This is a genomic window from Hymenobacter amundsenii (assembly GCF_002204745.1).
Lineage (GTDB): Bacteria > Bacteroidota > Bacteroidia > Cytophagales > Hymenobacteraceae > Hymenobacter > Hymenobacter amundsenii.
This window is the reverse complement of record NZ_NIRR01000001.1, coordinates 84,814-110,205: the sequence shown is the minus strand read 5'-3', so window position 1 is coordinate 110,205 and position 25,392 is coordinate 84,814. Positions and strand designations below refer to the sequence as shown.

25 protein-coding genes and 4 tRNA genes are annotated in these 25,392 nt (G+C 57.2%); 21 read left to right on the top strand and 8 right to left on the bottom strand.

Annotation, left to right across the window (positions count from 1 at the left end):
• Positions 1–144 precede the first annotated feature (144 nt).
• Positions 145–1,464: an adenosylhomocysteinase gene (ahcY, locus tag CDA63_RS00565; RefSeq protein WP_088462496.1), complete on the top strand. Its 1,320-nt coding sequence runs from the start codon at positions 145–147 to the stop codon at positions 1,462–1,464.
• A 98-nt stretch (positions 1,465–1,562) separates the two neighbouring features.
• Here ahcY and CDA63_RS00560 read toward each other — a convergent pair whose 3' ends face one another.
• The 5 genes from CDA63_RS00560 to CDA63_RS00540 form a co-directional block, all read right to left on the bottom strand.
• Positions 1,563–2,093, bottom strand: coding sequence for a hypothetical protein (locus CDA63_RS00560; protein ID WP_088462495.1), 531 nt, complete (start codon positions 2,091–2,093; stop codon positions 1,563–1,565).
• 84 nt (positions 2,094–2,177) lie between these two features.
• Positions 2,178–3,050, bottom strand: a complete 873-nt coding sequence (locus CDA63_RS00555) for an SDR family NAD(P)-dependent oxidoreductase (RefSeq protein WP_088462494.1) — start codon at positions 3,048–3,050, stop codon at positions 2,178–2,180.
• 163 nt (positions 3,051–3,213) lie between these two features.
• A complete protein-coding gene (locus CDA63_RS00550; RefSeq protein WP_088462493.1) occupies positions 3,214–3,933 on the bottom strand; it encodes a hypothetical protein in 720 nt (239 codons plus the stop codon).
• A gap of 44 nt (positions 3,934–3,977) precedes the next feature.
• On the bottom strand, positions 3,978–4,424 hold the full coding sequence (locus tag CDA63_RS00545; RefSeq protein ID WP_126546658.1) for a hypothetical protein: 447 nt from the start codon (positions 4,422–4,424) through the stop codon (positions 3,978–3,980).
• Positions 4,425–4,486: 62 nt separating this feature from the next.
• Complete coding sequence (locus CDA63_RS00540) at positions 4,487–5,305, bottom strand: T9SS type A sorting domain-containing protein (RefSeq protein ID WP_088462491.1); 819 nt, start codon at positions 5,303–5,305, stop codon at positions 4,487–4,489.
• Between the two features lie 101 nt (positions 5,306–5,406).
• Here CDA63_RS00540 and CDA63_RS00535 point away from each other — a divergent pair, with 101 nt between their 5' ends.
• From CDA63_RS00535 to nadD, 7 genes are read left to right on the top strand one after another with little or no spacing between them, the layout of a single operon-like run.
• Positions 5,407–6,171, top strand: coding sequence for a glycosyltransferase family 2 protein (locus CDA63_RS00535; protein WP_088462490.1), 765 nt, complete (start codon positions 5,407–5,409; stop codon positions 6,169–6,171).
• Complete coding sequence (locus CDA63_RS00530; protein ID WP_088462489.1) at positions 6,168–7,211, top strand: glycosyltransferase family 9 protein; 1,044 nt, start codon at positions 6,168–6,170, stop codon at positions 7,209–7,211. Before CDA63_RS00535 ends, CDA63_RS00530 begins: the two co-directional genes overlap by 4 nt.
• Positions 7,212–7,223: 12 nt before the next feature.
• Positions 7,224–8,537 (top strand): O-antigen ligase family protein, encoded by a 1,314-nt coding sequence (locus tag CDA63_RS00525; protein ID WP_088462488.1) that lies wholly within the window; start codon positions 7,224–7,226, stop codon positions 8,535–8,537.
• 60 nt (positions 8,538–8,597) lie between these two features.
• Entirely contained in the window at positions 8,598–9,260 is a 663-nt protein-coding gene (locus CDA63_RS00520) for a sigma-70 family RNA polymerase sigma factor (RefSeq protein WP_242434504.1), read from the top strand.
• A gap of 25 nt (positions 9,261–9,285) precedes the next feature.
• Positions 9,286–9,573 carry a hypothetical protein gene (locus CDA63_RS00515; protein ID WP_088462487.1) on the top strand — a complete coding sequence of 96 codons (288 nt, stop codon included), beginning with the start codon at positions 9,286–9,288 and terminating at the stop codon, positions 9,571–9,573.
• Positions 9,574–9,582: 9 nt separating this feature from the next.
• A complete protein-coding gene (gmk, locus tag CDA63_RS00510) occupies positions 9,583–10,167 on the top strand; it encodes a guanylate kinase (protein WP_088462486.1) in 585 nt (194 codons plus the stop codon).
• The gene (gene nadD, locus CDA63_RS00505; RefSeq protein WP_088462485.1) at positions 10,164–10,766 is read left to right on the top strand and encodes a nicotinate (nicotinamide) nucleotide adenylyltransferase; all 603 of its coding nucleotides are present in this window, start codon (positions 10,164–10,166) and stop codon (positions 10,764–10,766) included. Before gmk ends, nadD begins: the two co-directional genes overlap by 4 nt.
• 109 nt (positions 10,767–10,875) lie before the next feature.
• Here nadD and frr read toward each other — a convergent pair whose 3' ends face one another.
• From frr to CDA63_RS00490, 3 genes are read right to left on the bottom strand one after another with little or no spacing between them, the layout of a single operon-like run.
• Positions 10,876–11,439 (bottom strand): ribosome recycling factor, encoded by a 564-nt coding sequence (gene frr, locus CDA63_RS00500; RefSeq protein ID WP_088462484.1) that lies wholly within the window; start codon positions 11,437–11,439, stop codon positions 10,876–10,878.
• Positions 11,440–11,491: 52 nt separating this feature from the next.
• Positions 11,492–12,286, bottom strand: coding sequence for a UMP kinase (gene pyrH, locus CDA63_RS00495; RefSeq protein WP_242434503.1), 795 nt, complete (start codon positions 12,284–12,286; stop codon positions 11,492–11,494).
• Between the two features lie 55 nt (positions 12,287–12,341).
• Entirely contained in the window at positions 12,342–12,851 is a 510-nt protein-coding gene (locus tag CDA63_RS00490; RefSeq protein ID WP_088462483.1) for a biotin/lipoyl-containing protein, read from the bottom strand.
• 96 nt (positions 12,852–12,947) lie between these two features.
• Between CDA63_RS00490 and CDA63_RS00485 the strand changes: the two genes are divergently transcribed.
• The 13 genes from CDA63_RS00485 to rpoB all read left to right on the top strand — a co-directional run bounded on the left by CDA63_RS00485 (position 12,948) and on the right by rpoB (position 25,260).
• Positions 12,948–15,560, top strand: coding sequence for a M1 family metallopeptidase (locus tag CDA63_RS00485; RefSeq protein WP_088462482.1), 2,613 nt, complete (start codon positions 12,948–12,950; stop codon positions 15,558–15,560).
• A gap of 254 nt (positions 15,561–15,814) precedes the next feature.
• Positions 15,815–15,897: transfer RNA gene (locus CDA63_RS00480), tRNA-Tyr, on the top strand.
• 75 nt (positions 15,898–15,972) lie between these two features.
• Positions 15,973–16,045: transfer RNA gene (locus CDA63_RS00475), tRNA-Gly, on the top strand.
• A gap of 109 nt (positions 16,046–16,154) precedes the next feature.
• Positions 16,155–16,226 (top strand) — tRNA-Thr (locus tag CDA63_RS00470).
• A 174-nt stretch (positions 16,227–16,400) separates the two neighbouring features.
• Positions 16,401–17,588 (top strand): elongation factor Tu, encoded by a 1,188-nt coding sequence (tuf, locus tag CDA63_RS00465; RefSeq protein ID WP_088462481.1) that lies wholly within the window; start codon positions 16,401–16,403, stop codon positions 17,586–17,588.
• A gap of 127 nt (positions 17,589–17,715) precedes the next feature.
• Positions 17,716–17,789: transfer RNA gene (locus tag CDA63_RS00460), tRNA-Trp, on the top strand.
• A 59-nt stretch (positions 17,790–17,848) separates the two neighbouring features.
• Complete coding sequence (gene secE / locus CDA63_RS00455; RefSeq protein WP_088462480.1) at positions 17,849–18,043, top strand: preprotein translocase subunit SecE; 195 nt, start codon at positions 17,849–17,851, stop codon at positions 18,041–18,043.
• Positions 18,044–18,064: 21 nt separating this feature from the next.
• Positions 18,065–18,634, top strand: a complete 570-nt coding sequence (gene nusG / locus CDA63_RS00450) for a transcription termination/antitermination protein NusG (RefSeq protein WP_088462479.1) — start codon at positions 18,065–18,067, stop codon at positions 18,632–18,634.
• Positions 18,635–18,840: 206 nt separating this feature from the next.
• Positions 18,841–19,284: a 50S ribosomal protein L11 gene (gene rplK / locus CDA63_RS00445; protein ID WP_088462478.1), complete on the top strand. Its 444-nt coding sequence runs from the start codon at positions 18,841–18,843 to the stop codon at positions 19,282–19,284.
• 18 nt (positions 19,285–19,302) lie between these two features.
• Positions 19,303–19,995, top strand: a complete 693-nt coding sequence (gene rplA, locus CDA63_RS00440) for a 50S ribosomal protein L1 (protein ID WP_088462477.1) — start codon at positions 19,303–19,305, stop codon at positions 19,993–19,995.
• Positions 19,996–20,014: 19 nt separating this feature from the next.
• The gene (gene rplJ / locus CDA63_RS00435; RefSeq protein ID WP_088462476.1) at positions 20,015–20,569 is read left to right on the top strand and encodes a 50S ribosomal protein L10; all 555 of its coding nucleotides are present in this window, start codon (positions 20,015–20,017) and stop codon (positions 20,567–20,569) included.
• A gap of 139 nt (positions 20,570–20,708) precedes the next feature.
• Positions 20,709–21,086 carry a 50S ribosomal protein L7/L12 gene (rplL, locus tag CDA63_RS00430; protein ID WP_088462475.1) on the top strand — a complete coding sequence of 126 codons (378 nt, stop codon included), beginning with the start codon at positions 20,709–20,711 and terminating at the stop codon, positions 21,084–21,086.
• A 298-nt stretch (positions 21,087–21,384) separates the two neighbouring features.
• A complete protein-coding gene (gene rpoB, locus CDA63_RS00425; RefSeq protein ID WP_199797473.1) occupies positions 21,385–25,260 on the top strand; it encodes a DNA-directed RNA polymerase subunit beta in 3,876 nt (1,291 codons plus the stop codon).
• Positions 25,261–25,392 lie beyond the last annotated feature (132 nt).

Sequence of the window (25,392 nt, the reverse complement as noted above, 5' to 3'; positions counted from 1 at the left end):
AGATCACAAAAAAACCGCCGATGAGAATCGGCGGGTTTTTTTTGTGAAGTCAACTAGCTGTTGATCAGTTGAAAGGGAAATGATAACTTATTGAATAACTTTGTGGTTTAGAGACGAACACGCACACAGCTACAACTTACCACCATGGTAGAAACCAAGACGACGGCCTACGTGCCCTATAAAGTAAAAGACATGAGCCTCGCTGAGTGGGGCCGCAAGGAAATGCGCTTGGCTGAGGCCGAGATGCCCGGCCTGATGGCCCTGCGCGAGGAGTATGGCGCCAGCCAACCCCTTAAGGGTGCCCGTGTGGCTGGCTGCCTGCACATGACCATCCAAACTGCGGTCCTCATCGAAACGCTCACTGCCCTCGGCGCCGACGTTACGTGGTCGTCGTGCAACATCTTCTCGACCCAGGACCACGCCGCCGCGGCTGTTGCCGCCGCTGGTATTCCGGTGTATGCCTGGAAAGGCATGACGGAGGAGGAATTCAACTGGTGCATTGAGCAGACGCTGTTTTTCGGCGAGAAGCGCGAGCCCCTGAACATGATTCTCGACGACGGTGGCGACCTGACCAACATGGTGCTCAACCAGTTTCCCGAACTGGCGGCCGGCATCAAAGGGCTGTCGGAAGAAACCACGACTGGCGTCCTGCGCCTGCTCGACCGGGTGAAGGCCGGCACGCTGCCCATGCCCGCGTTCAACATCAACGACTCGGTAACTAAGTCGAAATTCGACAACAAGTATGGTTGCAAAGAGTCGGCTGTAGATGCTATCCGCCGGGCAACCGACGTGATGATGGCTGGTAAAATTGCTGTAGTAGCCGGTTACGGCGACGTAGGAAAAGGCACCGCTGCTTCGTTGCGTGGTGCTGGTGCCCGCGTTATCGTTACCGAAATTGACCCCATTTGCGCCCTGCAGGCTGCCATGGATGGCTACGCGGTGAAGAAGATGGAAACCGCCATCAAAGAGGCCGACATCGTGGTAACCGCTACCGGCAACTGCGACATCATCACCGAGGAGTCGTTCCGCGCCCTTAAAGACAAGGCTATTGTCTGCAACATCGGTCACTTCGACGATGAAATCGACATGGCTTGGCTCAACAAAAACTACGGTCACACCAAAGACACCATCAAGCCCCAGGTGGACCTGTACACCATCGAAGGCAAGGAAATCATCGTGCTGGCCGAAGGCCGCTTGGTGAACCTGGGTTGCGCCACCGGCCACCCTTCATTCGTGATGTCGAACTCGTTCACCAACCAGGTTTTGGCGCAGTTGGAGCTGTGGCAGAATGCTGACCAATACGAGAACCAAGTGTACACCCTGCCCAAGCACCTCGATGAGAAGGTAGCCCGCCTGCACCTTGCCAAAATTGGCGTGGAGCTGGAGGAACTTCGTCCACATCAGGCCAAGTACATTGGTGTAGACGTGGAAGGCCCGTTCAAGTCGGATCTATACCGCTACTAGGCCATCTGGCTGCGTAAAAGCTAAAATCCCCGCCCGGCATTGCGCCGGGCGGGGATTTTAGCTTTGCAGGAGGCGAGCTTCCAAGTCAATCAGGATAGTTATTTTACCGTGCCTCTAGGGCCCATCTTGCCGGGCTTGGGCAAAGTGCCCTCGTACGTTTCAAATTCAGTGAACATATTGTAATTCAGTAGATTCCAGCGGTGTATCATCCGAATCTCATAGGTTGGCACACTGTCCCGGTCAATGTTCGTGACGCCTCCCATAGGCGTCCACTCGTGTCCGGCCACCAAGCCGTTAACACTTGCTGTAAGTCTGACAGGGGTCAATTCCGGGTCGTTCGCCCGATAGGATGCCCTGACATACAGCTTTAGTTGATTCCCGATTGGCCGGGTAACATACGTCAGGAGGGGGGCTTTATGGAAATTGGAAACTCGGGTATGGTGTACAAGATTTTCATTAATGGTTTCTTCCGACTTAGAGGATCCGCCGCGAAAGCCGAAAAGGCCCACCATAAAGAGAACAGCAATGCCTTTTCCTACCTGCTGCCCTATGAGTTTAAACACCCGCCAGAAGGCATAAAATATCAGCGCAATCAGTAACAAATTCAATATCGACCAGACAAGTGTCATAAATCAATGGGTCTTAGATTGTAAAGAGGAGTCGTTCAGGGGCTTAAATATAGAAAATGTTGATTACTCTGCGCGATAATTTTACTATTCAAAGAACTTCTGACCCACCATCTCCTCTGTCTGCTCCCAGAGTTGCCGGGATTTGGCGGGGGCGGTTAAATCGTGCTTCACAGGCGCGGCCTTTTCCTTGACGAAGTAGCCACCGCTCACCTGCCCGCCAATGGGGTTGGTGGCCAGAAATAGCGTGGTGCGGGCGCTTTGTTCGGCCGAAATCATGAAGGGCCGGCCTAGCTGGAAGAGCCAGCTTAGTAGGCCATCCGAATCGGCAGCGAAGTTGCTGGCCACCGCCCCCGGGTGCAGCGTGTTGGTAACTATGTTGCTGATGTCCCGCTCACGCAGCTGCCGGGCCAATTCCTGAGTAAAGAGGATGTTGTAGAGCTTGGTGTTGCCATACTGCCACATGGGGCTGTAGTTGTGCTCCTGGTTGAGGTCGGTCAGTTTGGGGTTGGAGAAGCGGTAGGCCATGGAGGCCACGTTGATGATACGGGCGGCGGGGCTTTTCTCCAGGGCCGGCAGGAGCAAGCTGGTGAGCAGAAACGGCCCGAGGTGGTTGGTGGCCAGCGTCATCTCGAAACCATCGGCCGATTCCGCGCGCTCATTGCCGAACAAGATGCCAGCGTTATTGATGAGTAGGTCGAGGTGGTCGTAGCGCTGGCGGAACTCGGCCGCTGCTCGCCGCACTTGGCTTAGGTCGGAAAGGTCGCAGAGCAGCACATCGACGCGCTGGCCTGACCGAGCTATGGCCTGGAATTCTTGGCGCACGCGGGCCGCTTTTGCGGCGTTGCGAGCCAGCAGAATTACGTGGTAGCCTTGGCGTACCAGTTCGCGGGCCGTTACCTGGCCAATGCCGGAAGTAGCGCCCGTTACGAGGGCAATAGAATCAGTGGGAGTAGTCATAGGGAAGAAAAAAGATTGATAATCAAGCTATACGCGGGGCCCGTTGCGTAGTTGGCCACGTGCATCACGGCCGGAAGCATCGGGGCCGACGGCTGGGAAGCGGGAATATATTATGCCAGCATTGCCCTTCCCGAATCACTGGGAGCTTCAGAATGGCGGCCAGCTAGCGTTGCCCGACGCTGAACCAGGAAATGCCCAGGTAGCCAGCATGCGCGGCCACGCTTACCGAGTCGCCGGGCACTATTTGCTGGTATACCCGCTTTGAAATCGTTGCTTCGGTGTTGGCAGTAGGCCGTTGCGGCCAAGGGCTTAACTGCAACTGGTAGGAAGTCGGAAAATCTCCGCTGGTGTACTTGCGCACCACTGCCGCCGGATGTACCACCACGGCCGACGTATCGAAGCTACAGTTGAGCAGGACTGCCGCGCCGTAGCTGTAGGGCAGCGCCATAAACAACAGCAGCACCCAAGACGGCCACCCTGCCCGGCCACCCACCATAAACTCCCGGTTGACCATGGCCAAGAGCAGCAGTAACAAGGCCGCGCCTGGCACTACGAGTTGCCACAGGCTGGCATATTCCAAAATGTCGTAGTCCAGCAAGGCTCGTAGCGCCAGCAACAGGCTGGGCATCAGAAACAGGGGCAATAGGCTGGGGTAAGCATTATTGGCTAGCTCATCGATCCGGAGCGTGCCTGGGTGCAGCCAGATGGCCACTACCCCCACCATCGGCAAGCTCACGGCCACCGCCACGCACACTTGGTAGGGAGTGGGGTAGGCCAGCAACCAGAGCGTTACCAACCAGCCCAACCCGTTCAGCCAGTGTGCGGTTCGGCGGGCCTGCTCCAGGCTTTCCTCCCGTCGTTCCGGTCGCCAGCCGTGGCGCACATCGGCCAGTACGGTCTGCTGATGCTGGGTCAGGGCTACTGCGTTCAGGTCGGGATACCGGGCGCCAGCCAGCGCTGGATGGCCGCGTAATGTTCGGTTGTTTCATGAATTTTGAGCCGCGGAAGTCCAGCCCGGGCGGGGTGTATGAACGTGTGGCGTGCCTCAACCGTGAAACCCGCCACTGCCTCGCGGGGCAGCTCCCGGTACCGGCCCACACTCCGAACACTGAGGAGCGTGGGCGAAATGGTGAGTTGCCAGCGCTGGATTTCCAGGATGGCGTAGCCAATAAACGCAACCATTCCCGCGCCCAGCAGAGAGAACAGCGCCAACGCATAAAATGGGGCGTCAGGGTCCTTATCAAACAGGAGAAAGGGCAGTGTGCCGCCGCTCAGCGCCAGAATTGGCCCCACGCTATAGATAAAGATTCGCCAGCCCCAGGCAGTCCGGAAACATTGGCTGGGGTTAGATGGTGGGAGCGTGAAGTGGGGCATGGGGTAGGAAAGGCCCCAAGTTACTGGGTGGCCTGCCCGTTCCAAAGCTTCGTTGCCTTGGGCTACTGCTCCACCAAGAGCCGGCGCGTTACAACCCGTCCACGCGCCTCAGGCTGACTGATGCGCAGCAGGTAACTGCCAGCCGGCAACTCGGCTACGGTAAAAGTGAGGTGCGGACCCGTGACCGGATAGGTGCGCTGGCGGCGGCCTTGGTTGTCGTAGAGCGTTACGGTGCCAGCGGCCGGCTCCGTGAAATCCAGTGTTACCAGGTCGCGGGCCGGGTTGGGATAAGGGCCGGTCAAGGTCGCCGGTTGCGGCGCCGGCAGAGTTCGGGCTGATTGATAGGAGGGAAGCACCCGGTAAACCGGACTGCTGTCGGTCTGGGCCCGGTAAAAGTTCCGTAGTTGCCGGCCGTCGAAGCGCAGGCGGAAACTGTCGGCTCTCGGGTTGCCGAAGCGCACCAGTTCCGCGAAGCCGCCGTGCCGCACCCGGGCGCTAAGGGCCTGCATTTGCTGGTAGCCGGTATTGAAGCCCTGGATTCGTCCGTGCCGGATGCGCGCCGCATGTACCCAACTCGTGGCGTCGGGGCCAGTCTGCACGAAGTAATACAGCCCGCGAAACCGGGATACGCGGGCAACCAGCACGGTATCGGCCGTGGCATCGGTCAGGATATTCTGGCCGGTGCGGGCGTCGTAAGTGAGCCGGAGGCGGATCGTATCGTCGGGGCCGACCAACGTGAATTCGGGTTCCAGCACCCGCCGCAGGTTCAGCGGCCTCGGCACCGGCAGCGCGTCGAACTGCGCGGCGGGCTGCCAGTTAATCGTTTCACCCTCACAACCCGCCAGCAGCAGGCCCAAACCAACAAAAACGCGCGTTCTCATGGGTGATAAGATTAGGTGACAGGGTAATCTGAATACCGCATCTGCGTCTTGGGTAACCCAACCCGGCGGTGCACCCGCCAAAACCACGATATTTGCCCGCTATGCCCGCCGTTCCTCTCTCCGTCGTCATCATTACCTTCAACGAGGAAGCCAACATTGCCCGCTGCCTCGAAGCCGCCCGCCCGGTGGCCGACGAGTTGCTGGTAGTTGACAGCTTCTCGACCGACCGTACTGTGGAAATCTGCCGGGCGCTGGGCGCACGGGTGGTGCAACACGCCTTCGAAGGTTACGTCGAGCAGAAGAACTTCGCCACCGCACAGGCCGGACACGACTACGTCCTGCAGCTTGACGCCGACGAAGTGCTGACCGAAGAGCTGCGCGCCAGCGTGCTGGCTGCCAAAACGCAGTGGCAGGGCGGCGGCTACACGCTGGCCCGGCTCACCAACTACTGTGGCTCCTGGGTGCGGCACGGGGGCTGGTATCCCGACCGCAAGCTGCGCCTCTACGACCGTCGCCTGGGCCGCTGGGAAGGGCTGCTGCTGCATGAACGCTACGAGCTGCGCGCCGGCCACCCCACCCCGCTGCCCCTGGCCGGCGACGCGCTGCACTATTCCTACACGTCGGTTGAGCAGCATGTAGCTCAACTCAACCGCTTCACCAGTCTGGCCGCCGAAGAGCTCTGGCAGAAAGATAAGCGACAGGTTTCCGCCTTCCATCTGCTGCTGAAACCAAGCTGGAAATTCGTGCACGGCTACGTTATCCAGGGCGGATTCCGCGACGGTTTCGCGGGGCTGAGCATCGCCGTGATTTCGGCTTGGGGCGTATTTCTCAAATTTGCCAAGCTTAAAACCCGCTCTGCCGCATGAGCCGCACCTTTATTATCAGCCGGACCGATGCCATTGGCGACGTGGTGCTGACGCTGCCCGTAGCCGGCCAGCTGCACCAGTTGTTTCCGGGTTGCCGGGTGCTGCTGCTGGGCCGCACCTACACTCGCGCCGTAGCCGACGCCTGCCCCTGGATCGACGACTTCGTGAACCTAGACGAGCTGCAGCAGCTGCCGCCTAACCAGCAGGTGGCGGCGTTGCGCGCTACCGGGGCAGATACCATTGTGCACGTTTTCCCCGACAAGCACCTGGCCCGCATTGCCTGGCTGGCGGGTATCCGGCAGCGCATCGGCACCCGCAACCGGTGGTTTCACTGGCTTACCTGCAACCGCCTAGTCAAGCTCAGCCGCCGCCACTCCGACCTGCATGAAAGCCAGCTGAACCTAGCTTTGCTGAGCCCGCTAGGCGAAACCGGCCCGCTGCCGCTACCCCAAGTGGCCGCGCTGGTGAAGCTGACGCCCACTGTGCCACTACGCCCCGCGTTGCGTGAGTTGCTAGCGGCCCGTACCCCGGAACAGCTCAACGTGGTGCTGCACCCCCGCAGCCGGGGCAGTGCCCGCGAGTGGGGGCTGCCGCACTTCGGCCAGCTGGCCCGGCTGCTGCACGCGGCGGGCCACCGGGTCTTTATCTCAGGCACGGCAGCCGAAGGGGCCGAGCTGCGCGACTGGCTCACCGAACATCAGCAATACCTCGCCGCCAACCTCACCGGCCAGTTGGAGCTGCCTGAATTCCTGGCGCTGCTGGCCTCCGCAGACGGTATCGTGGCCGGTAGCACCGGCCCACTGCACCTGGCGGCCGCGCTGGGGCGGCACGCGCTGGGCCTCTACCCGCCCATCCGGCCCATGCACCCCGGCCGCTGGGCCCCGCTCGGCCCCCACGCCAACTACTTAGTGTTCGACCGCCCCGATTGCCAGGATTGCCAGGCCCAACCTGCGGCCTGCACCTGCATCAAAGCCCTGGAGCCAGCCCTCGTGCTGGCCCGGGTGCAACAGTGGCAGCCCTTGCCGCCCGCAGCTTTATAAGCTACCTCGCCCATGCTGATGCACGCTCCTGATTCTCCCGCTAAACCCACTGGCTGGCCAGCTTGGTGGCGCTCCGGCCGACTCTCCCAATACCTGCTGCTGCTAGCCTGCGTGGCCGGCGTGGTAGGGTTGCTGGCTTCGCGGGCGCTGGTGGCGCTGGCCCCGGTAGTGGGTGTCGTGGCCGCGCTAGCCAACCCCGACCTGCGCCAACAGATGCCCCGCTGGCTGCAGCTGCGCACCACCTGGGCGCCCGCGGGCCTGTATTTGCTGCTGGTGCTGAGTGGCCTTTACACCCACGAGTGGGCCGTATGGCGACACGAGCTATTTCGGCAACTGCCTTGGGTAGGAGTGCCGCTGGTTTTTGGGTTGGCCGTGCCCCTCACGGCCCGGCAGCGGTTCGCGGTGGGCTGCCTGTTCGTGGGCGGCGTAGCGGCAGTGGGCACGGCCACGCTAGGGCAATACCTACTCGACCCCTCCGCCGCCAACGAATCGTTCCGGCTGGGCCAGAGCATGCCCTCGATTACCCGCATTTTCCACATCCATTTCGGCCTAATGCTGGCGCTGGCCGCTTTTTTTGGCTTCCGGCTCAGTCGGACTCCCGACCTGATCCGCTGGGGGCGGATAGCGCTGGGGCTGGCAACCGGATTAACCGTGCTGGCGCTTCACGTGCTGGCCTACCGTACCGGTTTGCTGGCGTTCTATGTGATGCTGCTGGTGGAAGGGCTGCTGACCTTGGTAGTGCGCCGCCGTTTTTGGCTGGGGCTGGGGCTGCTGGCAGTGCTGGGTGCGGGTCCGTGGCTGGCTTATCATTCGCTGAACTCGGTACGGCAGCGGGTAGAAACTACGGACTATGATCTGGAGCAGTTCGAGCGCGGCCACGACATCAACCACTATTCCCTCTCGCGGCGGCTGGCAGCCTGGCAAACGGCCGGTGAAGTGATCCGCTACCATCCTTGGGTGGGCGTAGGGCCCGCCGACGCCTACGCCGCCATGATGAAGCAATACGAATGGCGCAGCTACGGCCTGCTTCCGCAGAACCGCGCTATGGTGCACAACCAGTATCTGCACCAGCTTGTGGCAGGCGGCGTGATTGGGTTGGCCCTATGGTTGCTGGTACTGTTCGGGCCGCTGGTGCAACCCGCACAACGGCGTAATCCGTACGTCTATCGGTTTCTGTTGCTACTGGCCGTGGCAATGTTGGCCGATTCTCTGCTCGAATTGCAGATCAGCTTCAACCTTTTCGTGTTTCTCTACGGCTTCCTGGTAGTGGCTACTGAGCGCCGGGCGGCAGGGGGACAAAAACCTTCCTCCCCGGGGCCGGTATAAGACAGTATATTTGTCCAACAGCGGTATTTTTTCAATATTAGGCCGCAATTTCAAGCGTTCATGAGCGACTCTCCCGAACGGGTGCCCAAACTGAGCAAAGAGGAAAAAGACCGGCGCTTTCAGGCCGAGTTGATGCCCGTGCTCGACCCCCTGTACAATTTTGCCTTCCGCCTCACTCTCGATGAAGATGATGCAAATGACTTGGTACAGGAAACTTATCTGAAAGCATATCGCTTCTTTGAGTACTTCGAATCTGGAACAAACGCCAAAGCGTGGCTGTTTCGCATCCTGAAAAATTCGTTCATCAACGATTTTCGCAAAAAAAGTAAGCAACCTGCCAAGGTTGATTACAGCGAAATTGAAGGATACTACAACTCCGAGGAAGTGGAGGCCGACTCTGATGCCGGCACTACCTCTTCGGATATGCGGCAACAGGCTGTGCGCGACCTCATCGGTGATGAAGTAGCGCGTGCGCTGAACTCGCTGCCTGTGGATTTCCGCACGGTCATCATCCTCTGCGACCTGGAAGGGTTCACCTACGAGGAAATGGCGAAGGTGCTCGACATCCCTATTGGTACGGTGCGCTCGCGCTTGCACCGGGCCCGTAATTTTCTGAAGGAGAAGTTAGAGAAGTACGCAAAATCAATGGGCTACGGATCTACTTCCGCAAACCCCGACGGCGACAACGATGACGACGACCCCTCAACTCCCGACGCTGACTAATTCTCTTCAATGCCAGGCCCCTGTTATGGAACCTACCTCTACCAAAACAACATCGCCCACCGCTTTTGCCGCAGAAGGCCCCGATTGTGAGCGTGTGAACACGATTCTCGATCAGTTGCTCGTGGGTGAACAACCTACTGCCGAAGACAGCGACTATATCATCGACCATGCCGATGATTGCTCCCCTTGCTTCGATAGCCTCGATAAACAGCAGATTTTTATCGGTTTCATGTCGCAGCACTTGGGACGTAAAAAAGCCCCGGCTTCCCTTTCCCGGACTATTCTTGCCAAAGTTCAAGTAGAAATGGCCTAATTTTACCCGATGCAGGGTAAAATCATCGCTTTCTCCGCTCCTTCTGGGGCCGGTAAAACTACCATCGTCCAACGGCTGCTGGCCCGGATTCCGGAACTGAGCTTCTCGATTTCGGCCTGCACGCGCGACAAGCGCGGCCGCACCGAAGCCAACGGCAAAGACTACTACTTCATCTCGGTTCAGGAGTTCCAGGAGAAAATCCGCCACGATTCCTTCGTGGAATGGGAAGAAGTATATGAGGGGGCCTTTTATGGTACCCTTAAGTCGGAAGTCGAACGTATCTGGGAAAACGGCCACCATGCCGTGCTCGATGTCGACGTGAAGGGCGGAGTAAGCATCAAGGAATTCTACAAGGACCGTGCGCTGGCCGTGTTCGTTAAGCCTCCCTCGCTGGAAGTGCTCGAACAGCGGTTGCGTAAAAGGGCCACCGATTCCGACGCCAGCATCTCGGCCCGCCTCTACAAAGCCAACTTCGAACTCAATTTCGAGGACCGCTTCGATGTAGTGATAACCAACGACGACCTCGACCGAGCTGTAGATGAGGCCGAGAGAATTGTCCGGGCCTTTATTACCGATGAATCGGCCATTTTGTGAGTAGCCCCGCTTCCGCCGCCCTTGCCGGCCGGAAAGTGGGGCTGCTTTTTGGTTCTTTCAACCCCATTCACACTGGCCACCTGATTCTGGCCAACTTTCTGGCTACGCACACTGACCTAGCCGAAGTATGGCTCATCGTGTCGCCCCAGAGTCCGTTTAAGACCGAAGCGGAATTACTGCCTGAAGCGGCCCGGTTCGACCTCGTGCAACGTGCCATTGCCGGCAACGACCAGCTACGGGCCCTCGATGTGGAGTTTAGCCTGCCCAAGCCCAGCTACACCATTGATACGCTCGACGTGTTGCGGGCGCAGCATCCCGAGTGCCGGTTCGTACTGCTGATGGGCGGCGATAACCTGCTTGGCCTGCCCCGCTGGAAAGCCGCCGACCGCCTGCTGGCCGAGTACGAAATCTACGTGTATCCGCGCCCCGGCTACGCGCTACCAGATCCGTTGCCGCCCGCCGTGCAGGTGGTAAATGCCCCGTTGCTCGATATCTCGGCTACCTTTATCCGGCGTTGTCTGCGCGAGGGCACCTCGGTTCGTTACCTCATACCCGAGGCGGTGGAGCAGCAAATCAGGGCTCGGGGCTACTACGTTTAGAAGTAAGCCAGAAGAAGTGAGAGGGGAGACTCTCGTGCTGCCACCCAGTTTGGTTGGGCATTAGCACGAGAGTCTCCCCTCTCACTTCTTCTGGCTTACTTCTAGAAAATCAAATGGTCATAATCTCGGATTCCTTCTTGCCGAGCACCTCATCGACTTTGCTGATGTAGCTGTCGGTGAACTTCTGGACCTTAGCTTCGGCATCCTTCACGTTGTCTTCCGAAGCACCGTCCTTGAGGAGCTTGCGCAACGAGTCGTTCACATCTTTGCGGATGCCCCGGATACGAACCTTGCCGTTTTCCGATTCCGCTTTGGCCTGCTTCACTAGGTCGCGGCGCCGCTCTTCGGTCATGGCCGGAATGTTGAGGCGTACACCTTCCGCGTCGGACTGGGGGTTGAGGCCTAGGTCGCTGTTCTTGATGGCCTTGGCAATCTCCCCAATCATGTTCTTCTCCCAAGGCTTGATGAAGAGCGTGCGGGCATCGGGAGCAGCTACATTGGCCACGTTGGCAATGGGCGTGGGCGTGCCGTAGTAATCAACACGAATCGAATCGAGCATAGCTGGGGAGGCGCGGCCCGCCCGGATGCGCGAAAATTCCACGCTAGTATGTTCGAGGGCCTTGCCCATCGATTCTTCGGCCTCTTCGAGGTAAAACTTAATTTCTTCGTCCACTGCGGAAAAGTTAAGTGTTGAAAATGTAAGTGTTGAAATGCGTTGGGCCAGACTAGGCGGACGGAGTATTGGCGTCGCCCACGGCTGGCTTCATGCTGCTGTGCTGAGTTTCGTCGGTGTTGCCGCCGGCTGTTCCGCCATGCATGCTCACCAGAGTGCCAACACTCTCGCCCCGCAGTAAGCGTTGCAGATTCCCTTCCTTGTTCATATCGAAAACAATGATGGGCAGGTTGTTTTCCTTGCACAGCGTGAAGGCCGTCATGTCCATTACGTTGAGCTTCTTATCCATCACCTCATCAAAGCTGATTTCGGCGAAACGCTCGGCCGCCGGATCTTTCTCGGGGTCGGCGGTGTAAATGCCATCAACGCGAGTACCCTTGAGCACCACGTCGGCCTCAATCTCGATGGCCCGGAGCGAAGCGGCCGAGTCGGTAGTAAAGTAGGGCGAGCCGATGCCAGCTCCGAAGATAACCACCCGCCCTTTCTCCAAATGGCGCATGGCGCGGCGCCGTATGTACGGCTCGCACACCTGCTGAATGGTGAGGCCCGAGAGCAGCCGGGTCTTCACGCCCAGCTTCTCGAGGGCGCTCTGTAGGGCCATCGAGTTGATGACCGTGGCCAGCATTCCCATATAGTCGCCCTGCACTCGGTCGAGGCCGAAGGCTTCGGCCTGCACGCCCCGGTAAATATTACCCCCGCCGATAACCACGGCTACCTGCGTACCAGTGGCCGCCGCAATCTTGATTTCCTCGGCGTACTGCATGAGCCGGGTGGCATCGATACCGTACTGTTGCTGGCCCATGAGGGCTTCGCCACTAAGTTTGAGCAGGATTCGGTTGTACTTCAAAACAAAAGAATTTGGCGGTGAATGCAAGGAAGAGGGCGACCTGAGGGCGGTTTGATCAGCTGAACTGCACCAGTACCTGGCCCTTGGTCACGTTGTCGCGCAGGTTGATCTTGATGGCCGTAACAATGCCTTCGCCCGGAGCCTTGAGGATGTTCTCCATTTTCATGGCTTCCAGCACCAGCAGTGGGTCGCCCTTCTGCACGGTCTGGCCCGGCGTCACCCGAATGTCCACAATCAAGCCCGGCATAGGAGCCTTCAACTCGTTGACTTTGCTGCTGGCTACTGCGGTAAGGCCCATTTTGTCAAGCAATAGATCGAAACGGTCCTTAGCCTGCAACTCCAGTCGCTGTCCGTTGAGGGTAAGCACGATGGTTTTGGCCACGTAGTCGGCCTCGACCAACTCAGCATTATACGAGTGGCCCCGGTAGAGGATATGGTACCGTCCGGCCCCAAGCCGGGCCAAGTCCCAGTCGAACGGCTCGCCGTTAAGCGTAATAGGACCGTTAGGCTGATAATCAACTTCCCAGATGTGCTGGGGGGCTGTGGTAGCGTGAACCTGGAGCATGGGCGGGAAGGGAGTAGGGCGGAAAAGGGCTTAAAGATAGGTCAATTCTGAAATAAATTCGGAACTTCACCATCCCTTATGCTAGTGCCTCATCACATGAAATACCCGGTTCTCATTGCTCTTTCGCTGGTTCTGGGGGCTTCGGCCTCCGCTAATGCCCAGGGAGGGCGCGGAACCACCGCGACCAACCATGCCGCGCAGCGGAAGGCCCCTGAGAAGAAAGCGCCCGAACCCGCTGCCTTCTATACCGCGGCGGCGGCCCCGGTTCCCAATTGGCTGCCAAATACCAATCCCCTGCAGCCCTCGGCTACTGTCCTTCACGACTTGGTGGACACCAAACTGGACGTGCGCTTCGACTGGGCCCGGCAGTGGCTGCTAGGTACGGCTACGCTCACCGTGCGGCCCCATTTCTACCCCCAGAGCCAGCTGGTGCTTGATGCCAAAGGTTTCGATGTAAAAAGTGTGGAGCTGCTGAGCGGTTCCAGTAAGAAGGGCCGCGACCTGAAATACAGCTACGACAAAAAGAAACTCACCATTGCCCTCGACCGCACCTACCAGCGCACCGAGCAGTACCAATTACGTATTCAGTACGTAGCCAAGCCCAACGAACTGCCCCGGGGGGGGAGCGAGGCCATCACCGACGACAAGGGGCTGTACTTCATCAATCCGTTGGGCACTGAGAAAGGGAAGCCGCGCCAAGTCTGGACCCAGGGCGAGACGGAGGGCAGCTCCTGTTGGTTTCCAACCATCGACCGGCCCAACCAACGGATGACCCAGGAAATTAGCCTAACGGTGGAAGGCGGCCAGAAAACGGTGTCCAATGGCCTGCTCGTTTCGTCGCGCCGCAACCCCGATGGCACTCACACCGATACCTGGAAGCTCAGCCAACCCCACGCGCCCTACCTCGCCATGCTGGCCGTGGGCAACTTCGCCGTAGTGTCAGACACGTGGCGCGGTAAGCCGGTCGACTATTACGTGGACCCCGCTTACCAGTATACCGCCAAGCAGGTATTCGGCAACACGCCCGAGATGCTGGAATTCTTCTCCAAGAAGCTGGGGGTCGATTATCCTTGGGAAAAATACGCGCAGGTCGCGGTGCACGACTTCGTGTCGGGGGCAATGGAAAACACTACGGCCTCCACGTTCCAGCAGCAACTGGTACAGTTCACGGCTCGCGAACTGGCCGATGTGTCGTACGCCGGCTTCGAGTCGGTGGTGGCTCACGAACTGTTTCACCAGTGGTTTGGCGACTATGTAACAACCGAGTCGTGGTCCAACCTACCCCTCAACGAGTCGTTCGCCGATTACTCGGAATTGTTGTGGGCAGAGCACAAGTACGGCCCCGATGCGGCGGCATTGGTGCAGCAAACCAAGCTGCGTAACTACCTTCAGGAGGCCCAGACCAAGCGCGAGCCGCTCATCCGCTACCGCTATGCCAACCGCGAAGACATGTTCGACCGCCACTCTTACGATAAGGGCGGACGGGTGCTGCACATGCTACGCAGCTACGTGGGCGACGATGCCTTCTTCGCTTCCCTCAACCGCTACCTGACCCAGAACAAGCTTTCCTCCTCGGAAATTGCCAAGCTGCGAATTGCCTTCGAGGAAACGACGGGCGAGGATTTGCTGTGGTTTTTTGACCAGTGGTTTATGCAGCGCGGCCACCCCGAGCTGCGTGTATCGCATAGCTACGAAAACAACGCCGTGGTGCTGCGGGTGCAGCAGGTGCAGGACACCCTTTTCCAGCCCGTGTACCGTTTGCCCGTAGCCGTGGCTGTCTGGGGCGGCGGCGGCAGTAGCAACCAGCCCACCGAGCACCGCTTGGTTATCACCAAAGCCGATCAGACGTTCCGCCTGCCGGCCGGCCAGCGCCCAGCCCTGGTAAAGTTCGATAACGAAGGCATACTGCTGGCTGATATTGATGAAACCCAGAGCACAGAAGAGTTGCAGTTCCAACTCAGCCATGCCCAGGGCTACCTCCAACGGGTCCAGGCCATCGAGGGGCTACGCAGCAAATCGGCCGATCTGCTGGTCAGCTCCGCCTTCCGCAACGCCCTCACCGATCCGTTCTGGGCCACCCGGGTAGCGGCCTTAGAGGGGCTGCGCCGCTACCGTGGGGCCGAGGGTACTGCTGTGCGCAAAGATCTGCAACGGGCCGCCCTGAGCGAAAAAAATAACACAGTGCGGGCAACGGCGCTCAATGTGCTGGCATCATTTCCGAATGAGGACTTTAATGAGGCCTACAACGTGGCCCTCAAGGATAGCTCGTATCTGGTGGTAGGGGCGGCCGTGGAGGCATTGTCGAAAGCGCCGGCCGCTGGTACCCGCGCCCAGGTAGCCGCACTGCAAAGCACCCGGAATCCGGCCCTGCTCACGGCCCTTTCCAACTACTACGGCCTCAACGGCACCCTCGACGACTACCCATGGTTTCTGCAGCGCAGCCAGGATGCTCCGCCTGAAGTGCTCTATGTGCTGCTCGAAAACTTCGGCAAGCTGATGAACCGCATTCCACCCGTCGAGCGCGAGAAGGGAATCCAACACCTCGAAAATCTGGCCCGGACCCACCCGCAACTCTACGTCCGCCTGGGTGCCTATAAAGGCTTGCACGAGTTGCTGACCAGCATGCCAACGCTCAAAACCACCCTCCAGGATATCCGCAATAAGGAGAAGGATAACGATCTGAAGGCCATGTACAGCTTGGTGCAATAAAAAAAAACAATTTTTTTTAAGTGAGGATTGGTCAGCCTGAGTCCGGTGCTTGTAAAAGATAGTCAGCCAATTAAGACGCCAATTGGAGCCAGCGCCGGCACAAAAAACCGGCTCGGCTAAAAACCTTTTTCGCGCAGGGCTTGACTTACATCAGAAAGCCGCTAATTTTGCAGCTCCAATTCACACAGAAGCGGCTTCGGCCACACGAATAGGAGGAAATTAATTTTGCGCAAACGGCGCCAGAATTACTTAGCGGGGGGGTTCCAGAGCGGCCAAATGGGACAGACTGTAACTCTGTTAGCGTAAGCTTTCGAAGGTTCGAATCCTTCTCCCCCCACGTTAAGCAAATAAGTGAATTGGCGGATGAGGGAGTTTCTATTCCCTCGTGCACCGATTCATTCATTCGCACCCCGCGGGAGTAGCTCAGTTGGTAGAGCGACAGCCTTCCAAGCTGTAGGTCGCGAGTTCGAACCTCGTCTCCCGCTCGCAGCATCGTGGCGTCGCCAGAAACAGATTGCGTCAACCTAGGTTGGCAAAGTTGTTCTCCTGTCGTACCTTTGCCCAACGACGCAAAAACTGCACGCAGTAACACCAGCCGTTTTAGCTCAGTGGTAGAGCACTTCCTTGGTAAGGAAGAGGTCATGGGTTCAAATCCCATAAATGGCTCAGAATTACGAGTACCAACGGGGCAGCGCGACTGCACCGTTTTGGAACTGTCAGCCAAGAAAAGCGACGTGCAGTCCCGATAAAGTGGAGCTGCGTTTCGCTTTCTTTCTGTATAGTTAAGTTTTAGTCGCGTTTCCCCCTCTTCATCTCAAAATTCCTCTTAATCTCTTTACAATGGCTAAAGAAAATTTTGACCGGTCCAAGCCGCACGTAAACATCGGCACGATTGGTCACGTGGACCACGGCAAGACTACCCTCACCGCCGCCATCACGATGGTATTGGCTAACAAGGGTCTGGCTGCCAAGCGCGACTTCTCTTCGATCGACAACGCGCCCGAAGAAAAAGAGCGTGGTATCACGATCAACACGTCGCACGTAGAGTACTCTACTGTAAACCGTCACTATGCTCACGTTGACTGCCCCGGTCACGCTGACTATGTGAAGAACATGGTAACTGGTGCCGCTCAGATGGACGGTGCTATCCTCGTGGTAGCCGCCACCGACGGCCCAATGCCCCAGACCCGTGAGCACATCCTGCTCGCCCGTCAGGTAGGTGTTCCTCAGCTGGTGGTGTTCATGAACAAAGTAGACATGGTCGATGACCCCGAGCTCCTCGAGCTGGTGGAAATGGAAATCCGTGAGCTGCTCTCGTTCTACGACTTCGACGGCGACAACATTCCCGTAATTCAGGGCTCGGCTCTGGGTGGCCTGAATGGCGATGCCAACTGGGTTCCCAAGATCGAGGAGCTGATGGACGCTGTTGACAGCTTCATTCCAATTCCTGCTCGTCTGACCGACCTGCCCTTCCTGATGCCCGTAGAGGACGTGTTCTCTATCACCGGCCGTGGAACTGTAGCTACCGGCCGTATCGAGCGTGGCATCGTTAACTCGGGTGAGCAGGTTGAGATTCTTGGCATGGGTGCTGAGAACCTTAAGTCGACTGTAACCGGTGTGGAGATGTTCCGCAAGATCCTCGACCGTGGCGAAGCTGGTGACAATGTAGGTCTGTTGCTCCGTGGCATTGAAAAAGAAGCCATCCGTCGTGGTATGGTTATCTGCAAGCCAGGTTCAGTTAAGCCTCACACCAAGTTCAAGGCTGAGGTGTACGTGTTGTCGAAAGAGGAAGGTGGTCGTCACACTCCATTCTTCAACAACTACCGTCCCCAGTTCTATTTCCGCACCACCGACGTGACCGGCATCATCATGCTGTCCGAGGGTGTAGAAATGGTAATGCCCGGCGACAACGTAACTATCTCGGTTGAGCTGATCAACTCGGTAGCTATGGAGAAAGGTCTGCGTTTCGCTATCCGTGAGGGTGGCCGTACGGTAGGTGCTGGTCAGGTAACTGAAATCACCGAGTAGTTTTCTTAGGCAACTCTTGACACAAAACAAATCCGCCCCGAAAATTTCGGGGCCGGATTTGTTTTGTGTCAAGAGTTGCCTACATTTGCAGTCCCAATCCGGCTTCGGGCCTAACTGGGACGCACCCACGGGCGTAGTTCAAGGGTAGAATAGAGGTCTCCAAAACCTTTGATGGGAGTTCGAATCTCTCCGCCCGTGCCACCAGAATCGACGGCTGCTTCGGCAGCCGTCCTTTTAATCACTCTCCCCAGCCCACGAGCATGAGCAAGCTGAGCAACTACATCCGGGAAACTTCCGACGAGATGCGTTACAAAGTGACGTGGCCTACGCTGGAAGAATTGCAGAAGAGCGCCGGCCTTGTGCTGCTTGGCTCGCTGATCTTTGCCGTGGTAGTAGGAGTGATGGATGTAGCTTTCAAGGAAAGCTTGGAAGCGTTTTATAATTCGTTCGTTTAATCGGTAACAGACACGGCTAAAATGGGCGAATTGAAATGGTACGTTGTCCGCTCGGTGAGCGGCCAAGAGAAAAAAGCAAAGACTTACCTCGAAACCGAGATTGGCCGTCATGGCCTCTCGGAATTGGTGCCGCAGGTGCTGATTCCGGTAGAGAAGGTGTTCGAAATGCGCAACGGTAAGAAGCGCGTACGCGAACGGAACCTCTATCCCGGTTACATCATCATCCACGCCGATCTGACCCACGGTGAGGTCGACCACATTATCACCAGTACGCCGGGCATCATCGGCTTCCTCTCCGATAAGGAAGGTAAAGCGGCCAACCAGAACATGATACCCGTGCCGCTGCACATTTCGGAAGTCAACCGCATCCTCGGGATTGTGGATGAAGCCGAAGAGCAGACCGAAATGCTCGAAACACCCTTCGTGGTGGGCGAGTTGGTGAAAATCGTGGATGGCGGCTTTGCTGGTATGTCGGGTAACGTAGCCGAGGTATTTGAGGACCGTAAGCGTCTCAACGTCATAGTCAAAATATTCGGCCGTAGCCAGCCCATGGAGTTGAGCTACACCCAGGTCGAGAAGGAAATAGAGTAGTGCTCAGCTGATTGTGCTTAGTGCTTAGTGCTTAGTTCGTTTAACGGTAGCACTCTGTTAAATCAGCCTAAGCACAATCAACTAAGCTCTAACAACCATACGTCACCGGTTATCCGCTCCGGACCGGTGGTGCTTCCACTTCGGAGCAATTGAAAAACTGAGGATGGAGCGTGTTACGACGCAATATCCGAAGCCTTACAAACCAAATGGCCAAGGAAATTAGAGGTTATCTGAAGCTTCAGATAAAGGGAGGCGCCGCGAACCCCGCACCGCCGGTTGGACCTGCACTTGGTAGCAAAGGCCTTAACATCATGGAATTCTGCAAGCAGTTCAATGCTCGCACCCAGGATAAGGCCGGCCAAGTTTGTCCCGTTCTTATTACCATGTACACCGACAAGTCGTTCGACTTCGTGGTGAAGACCCCACCCGTGCCCGTTCTGTTGAAGGATGCGGCTAAGCTCCAGAGCGGTTCGAAAGAGCCAAACCGGAACAAGGTTGGGTCGGTATCATGGGACCAGGTTCGCACCATCGCCGAAACTAAAATGCCCGACCTGAACGCTTTTGTGATTGAGTCGGCCATGAAGCAGGTGGCTGGTACGGCGCGCAGCATGGGCATCACCGTGTCGGGCGCTTCTCCTTTTGCTGAATAATTTAACAACGGAGAAGACATGGCAATTAGCAAAAAACGCAAGGAAGCCCTTGCCAAGCACGACCTGACCGAAGTTCGGAATCTGGTGGAGGCTGCCAAAGTAGTGAAGGACATCACCTACACGAAATTTGACGCCTCAGTAGATATCGACGTTCGGCTGGGCGTAGACCCCCGCAAAGCCGACCAAATGGTACGTGGCGTAGCCACGCTGCCCCACGGCACTGGCAAAACCGTTCGCGTTCTGGCGCTCGTTACGCCTGACAAAGAAGCCGAAGCTACTGCAGCTGGTGCCGATTTCGTTGGTTTGGACGATTATATCGCTAAGATCGAGAAAGGCTGGACCGACATCGACGTTATCATCACCATGCCGGCTGTAATGGCCAAAGTGGGCCGTCTGGGCCGCGTATTGGGTCCTCGTGGCCTGATGCCAAACCCTAAGTCGGGTACGGTAACGACCGACGTTGCGAAAGCAGTGCAGGAAGTGAAGGCTGGTAAAATCGACTTTAAAGTTGATAAAACCGGTATCATTCACTGCTCGGTTGGCAAGGTGTCGTTTGATGACCAGAAGCTGGCTGAAAACGCCATCGAGGTTATCCAGACGCTGCTTCGCCTAAAGCCTTCGTCGGCCAAAGGAACCTACATCAAGAGCATCACGCTTTCGAGCACGATGTCGCCCGCCGTGCCGGTGGATACTGCGGTAACTTCCGCCTAACCTTAATCAACACGACGATATGATCCGGGAAGAAAAACAAGCCCTCGTCGACGAGTTGAGCGAGAAGTTTCAATCGCACAACGCGTTCTACATTGCCGATGCTTCGGGAATGTCGGTGGCGAAAATCAACGAATTCCGCCGGTTGTGCTTCAACCGTGGCATGGAGTTCAAGGTGTACAAGAATACGTTCATCCGGAAGGCTCTCGATACCCTCGAAGTTGACACGACGGAGATGGACGCAGCGCTGGTAGGCCAGTCGGGTATCCTGTTCTCGAAAGAGTCGGGCAATGCTCCGGCTAAACTGCTCCAGGAGTTCCACAAGGCCCAGAACTACAGCAAAACTGCCGTAGTCCGTCCGTCCTTGAAAGGTGCTTACGTAGATGCTGGCATCTACATTGGTCATGACCAACTGAGCACCCTCAGCACGCTGAAAGGCAAGACGGAACTCATCGGTGAAATCATCGGTCTGCTCCAGTCGCCCGCCAAGAACGTTATCTCTGCTCTGTCGAGCGGCGGTACCAAGCTGGCTGGCATCCTCAAAACGCTTTCCGAAAAAGAAGAGGTTGCAGGCTAACCACTGCTCGTCTTTTTCAAAAAGAAGTACCGAGTACTTTGGTTTGAGTCGTTAGGCTGTTAAGGTCAGCTCCTCAACAAGAATTCTCAGTACTGATAAAATTTTCTTCAACAACCCCCTTTTTTAACAATCTACAGAAATGGCAGATTTGAAAGCATTCGCCGAGCAGCTCGTTAGCCTGACGGTAAAAGAAGTAAACGAACTGGCTGGCATCCTGAAGGATGAGTACGGCATCGAGCCAGCTGCTGCTGCTCCAATGATGATGGCTGGTGGTGCTGGCGCTGCTGCTGATGCTCCCGAGGAGAAGACCACGTTCGACGTGATCCTCAAGTCGGCCGGTGGCGCTAAGCTTGCCGTAGTTAAGCTAGTGAAGGACCTGACCGGCCTCGGCCTGAAGGAAGCCAAGGAATTGGTTGACGGTGCCCCTAAGCCAGTAAAAGAAGGTGTTTCGAAAGATGAGGCCGACGGCCTGAAGAAGCAACTGGAAGAAGCCGGCGCTGAAGTAGAGGTTAAGTAATCTCTGCTGCCTGCTCTAACAACCAGCAAATTGGGAGAGGCCTGGCAACTAAGCCAGGTCTTTTCCTGTTTGTAGGCAACAAACCAATCGGAAGTCCGTTTACGCGCCGCTCAGCGGCTTTTGGCGGCTACGGACGGGCCAGCGCAAATTGCTAGCAGTAGCGCTTTGCGCTTCGTTGTGTCCGAAAAAACCGACTATTTTCCCAAGCTGATAACCCTGTTTTCAGCCTGGCTTGGATTCTCCAAGTATCCATTTCCTAACCCCACATACATTGGCTACACCGAAAGCACAGACCGGTTTGCAAAAACTGCAGGCCGCTGACGAGCGGATCAACTTCGCCAAGATTAAAAAGGTTATTGAGTACCCGGACTTCTTGGACGTGCAGGTGCGCTCGTTCATGGACTTCTTCCAGTTGGAAACAGCTGCTGAGAACCGGACCGATGAAGGCCTTTTCAAAGTGTTCGCCGAGAACTTTCCTATTTCGGACTCGCGCGAAAACTTCGTCCTCACCTTCCTCGATTACCACGTCGACCCGCCCAAGTACTCGGTTGATGAGTGCATTGACCGGGGCCTGACGTATTCTGTGCCGTTGAAGGCCAAGCTCCGGCTGGTGTGCAACGACTCGGACAACGAAGATTTCGAAACGATTGAGCAGGAAGTGTTCTTGGGTAACATCCCGTACATGACCGAGAAAGGCTCGTTCGTTATCAACGGTGCCGAGCGCGTTATTGTATCGCAGCTGCATCGCTCGCCGGGTGTGTTCTTTGCCCAGAGCAAGCACACCAACGGCACCAAGCTGTATTCGGCCCGTATTATCCCGTTCAAGGGCTCGTGGATTGAATTTGCCACGGACGTGAACAACGTGATGTACGCTTACATTGACCGGAAGAAGAAATTTCCGGTTACCACGCTGTTGCGTGCCATCGGCTACGGCACCGACAAAGACATTCTCGACCTGTTCGGTTTGTCTGAGGAAGTAAAGGCCGATAAGAAGAACCTCAAGAAAGCCGTCGGCCGCAAGCTGGCTGCCCGGGTGCTGCGCACCTGGACCGAGGATTTCGTAGATGAGGATACCGGCGAAGTGGTTTCTATTGACCGCAACGAGGTATTGATGGAACGCGACTCCGAAATTTCGGAGGAGGACATCGACATCATCCTCAACGCCGGCGCCAAGTCGGTTATTCTGCACCGCGAGAACGTAAATATTGCTGACTACGCCATTATTTATAACACGCTGCAGAAGGACAACTCCAACTCGGAGAAGGAAGCGGTAGAGCAGATTTACCGCCAGCTCCGGAACACGGAAGCTCCCGACGAGGAAACTGCCCGCGACATCATCCAGAAACTGTTTTTCTCGGATAAGCGCTACGACCTCGGGGACGTAGGCCGCTACCGCATCAATAAGAAGCTGGGCATCGAGACCAACTGGGAGGCCCGCGTGCTGACCAACGAGGACATCGTGCTCATCGTGAAGTACCTGATCGGTCTGATCAACTCGAAGGCCATTGTCGATGACATTGACCACTTGAGTAACCGCCGAGTACGCACGGTAGGCGAGCAGCTATACTCGCAGTTCGGCGTGGGCCTGGCCCGCATGGCCCGGACCATCAAGGAGCGCATGAACGTGCGCGACAACGAGGACTTCAAGCCGGTTGACCTGATCAACGCTCGGACTTTGTCGTCGGTAATCAACTCGTTCTTCGGCACTAACCAGCTGTCGCAGTTCATGGACCAGACCAACCCGCTGGCTGAGGTGACGCACAAGCGTCGCGTATCGGCACTGGGGCCAGGAGGTCTGAGCCGCGAGCGTGCTGGCTTCGAAGTACGTGACGTTCACTACACCCACTACGGCCGCCTTTGCACGATCGAAACGCCGGAAGGACCAAACATTGGTCTGATTTCGTCGCTGTGTGTGCACGCCCGCGTGAACTCGATGGGCTTCATCGAAACGCCATACCGCACGGCCATCAACGGCCAGGTGGACATGACGGAGAACGTGAAGTACCTGACCGCCGAAGAAGAAGATACCCACCACATCGCCCAGGCCAACGCCCCAATCGATGACAAGGGTAACTTCCTCAACGAACTGGTAAAAGGCCGTTTCGAAGGTGACTTCCCCGTGGTTGGTCCCGACGAGTACAGCTACATGGACGTAGCCCCGAACCAGATTGTGTCGGTCGCTGCTTCGCTGATTCCGTTCCTGGAGCACGACGACGCCAACCGGGCCCTGATGGGCTCGAACATGCAGCGCCAGGCTGTACCATTGCTGAAAGCCGAAGCTCCAATCGTGGGCACCGGCCTCGAAGGCCGCGTAGCTACCGACTCCCGCACGCTTGTGGTGTCGGAAGGCGATGGTGTGATTGACTATGTAGATGCTAACCGCATTGTAGTTCGTTACGACCTGACGGCCGACGAAGTCCTCGTCAGCTTCGATGCTGAGAAGATTTCGTACGACCTCATCAAGTTCCGTCGTACTAACCAGGATACCTGCATCAACCTGACGCCCCTCGTGAAGAAGGGCGAGCGGGTAACGCGGGGCCAGGTGCTGTGCGAAGGCTATGGCACCAACAAAGGCGAACTCGCCTTGGGTCGTAACATGCAGGTGGCGTTTATGCCATGGCAGGGCTACAACTTCGAGGATGCCATTGTCATCTCGGAGAAGGTAGTGCGCGACGACATCTTCACCTCGATTCACATTGAGGAGTTCGAGTTGGAAGTGCGCGAAACCAAGCGCGGCGAAGAAGAGCTGACCTCGGAAATTCCGAACGTGAGCGAAGAAGCCGTGCGTAACCTTGACGACAACGGCGTAATCCGTTTGGGTGCCGAGGTGAAGGAAGGCGACATTCTGATTGGCAAGATTACGCCCAAGGGCGAAACCGACCCGACCCCGGAAGAGAAGCTGCTCCGGGCCATTTTCGGCGACAAGGCCGGCGACGTGAAGGATGCTTCCTTGAAAGCGCCACCGTCTCTGCAAGGCGTCGTTATCGGCACCAAGCTGTTCTCGCGTCCTAAGAAAGACAAAAACCTGCGGGCTAAGTCGAAGAAGGAAGTAGAAGAGCTGAAGGAGGCCTACGGCCGTGAGTTGCGCGGCATCCGCGCCATCATGGTGGAGAAGATGACCAGCCTGCTCGAAGGCAAGACGTCGCAGGGTATCAAGCACAAGTTCGGTGAGGAAATCATGTCGAAGGGCGTGAAATTCGGCAAGAAGAACGTGGCTGAGAACCTGTTCCCCGACAAGAATCCGTACCGCGACGAAAGCAATTACGCTGTTCCCGAAGAGGCCAACCTGTTCAAGGACCTCGTGCTCGACGGCTGGACAGCCGATGCCCGCATCAACGGTATGGTAGGTGACCTGGTGAAGAACTACGCTAAGCGCCGCAACGTGGTAACTGCCCGCTTTAAGCGCGAGCGGTTCACGCTGGAGGTTGGCGATGAACTGCCCGCTGGTATCGTACAGCTGGCCAAAGTGTACATCGCCAAGAAGCGTAAGCTGAAGGTAGGTGATAAGATGGCTGGTCGTCACGGTAACAAGGGTGTAGTAGCCCGCATCGTGCGCGATGAGGATATGCCCTTCCTGCCCGACGGCACGCCTATGGACATCGTGCTCAACCCGCTTGGTGTACCAAGCCGAATGAACATCGGTCAGATTTACGAAACCGTACTCGGCTGGGCCGGCCTGAAAATGGGCCGTACCTACGCTACCCCGATTTTCGACGGTGCCACCGAGGACGAAGTAGCCAAGGAACTGACCGAAGCTGGCCTGCCTGACTGGGGTCGTGCTTACCTGCACGATGGCCTGACTGGTCAGCGTTTCGACCAGCCGGTAACGGTGGGCGTTATCTACATGCTGAAGCTGGGTCACTTGGTGGATGATAAGATGCACGCTCGTTCGATCGGACCGTACTCGCTCATTACCCAGCAGCCGCTGGGTGGTAAGGCCCAGTTCGGTGGTCAGCGCTTCGGCGAGATGGAAGTGTGGGCTTTGGAGGCTTTCGGTGCTTCCAACGTGCTCCAGGAAATCCTGACGGTGAAGTCGGATGACGTGGTAGGTCGGGCTAAGGCGTACGAGGCCATTGTAAAAGGCGACGTGCTGCCCAAGCCTAATATCCCCGAGTCGTTCAACGTGCTCATCCACGAGCTGCGCGGTCTGGCCTTGGAAATCACGCTTGACTAGTAATTGAAAAGGGAGTTGCCAGCGTTTCGATGCGGGCAACTCCTGTTTCAAGCAGCTGCCGAGCTACCTGCCGTCGGGTTCGTACCGAGATATGGTCAGTACGACGTGAAGCCCCGGTAGAAGTAACCGCAG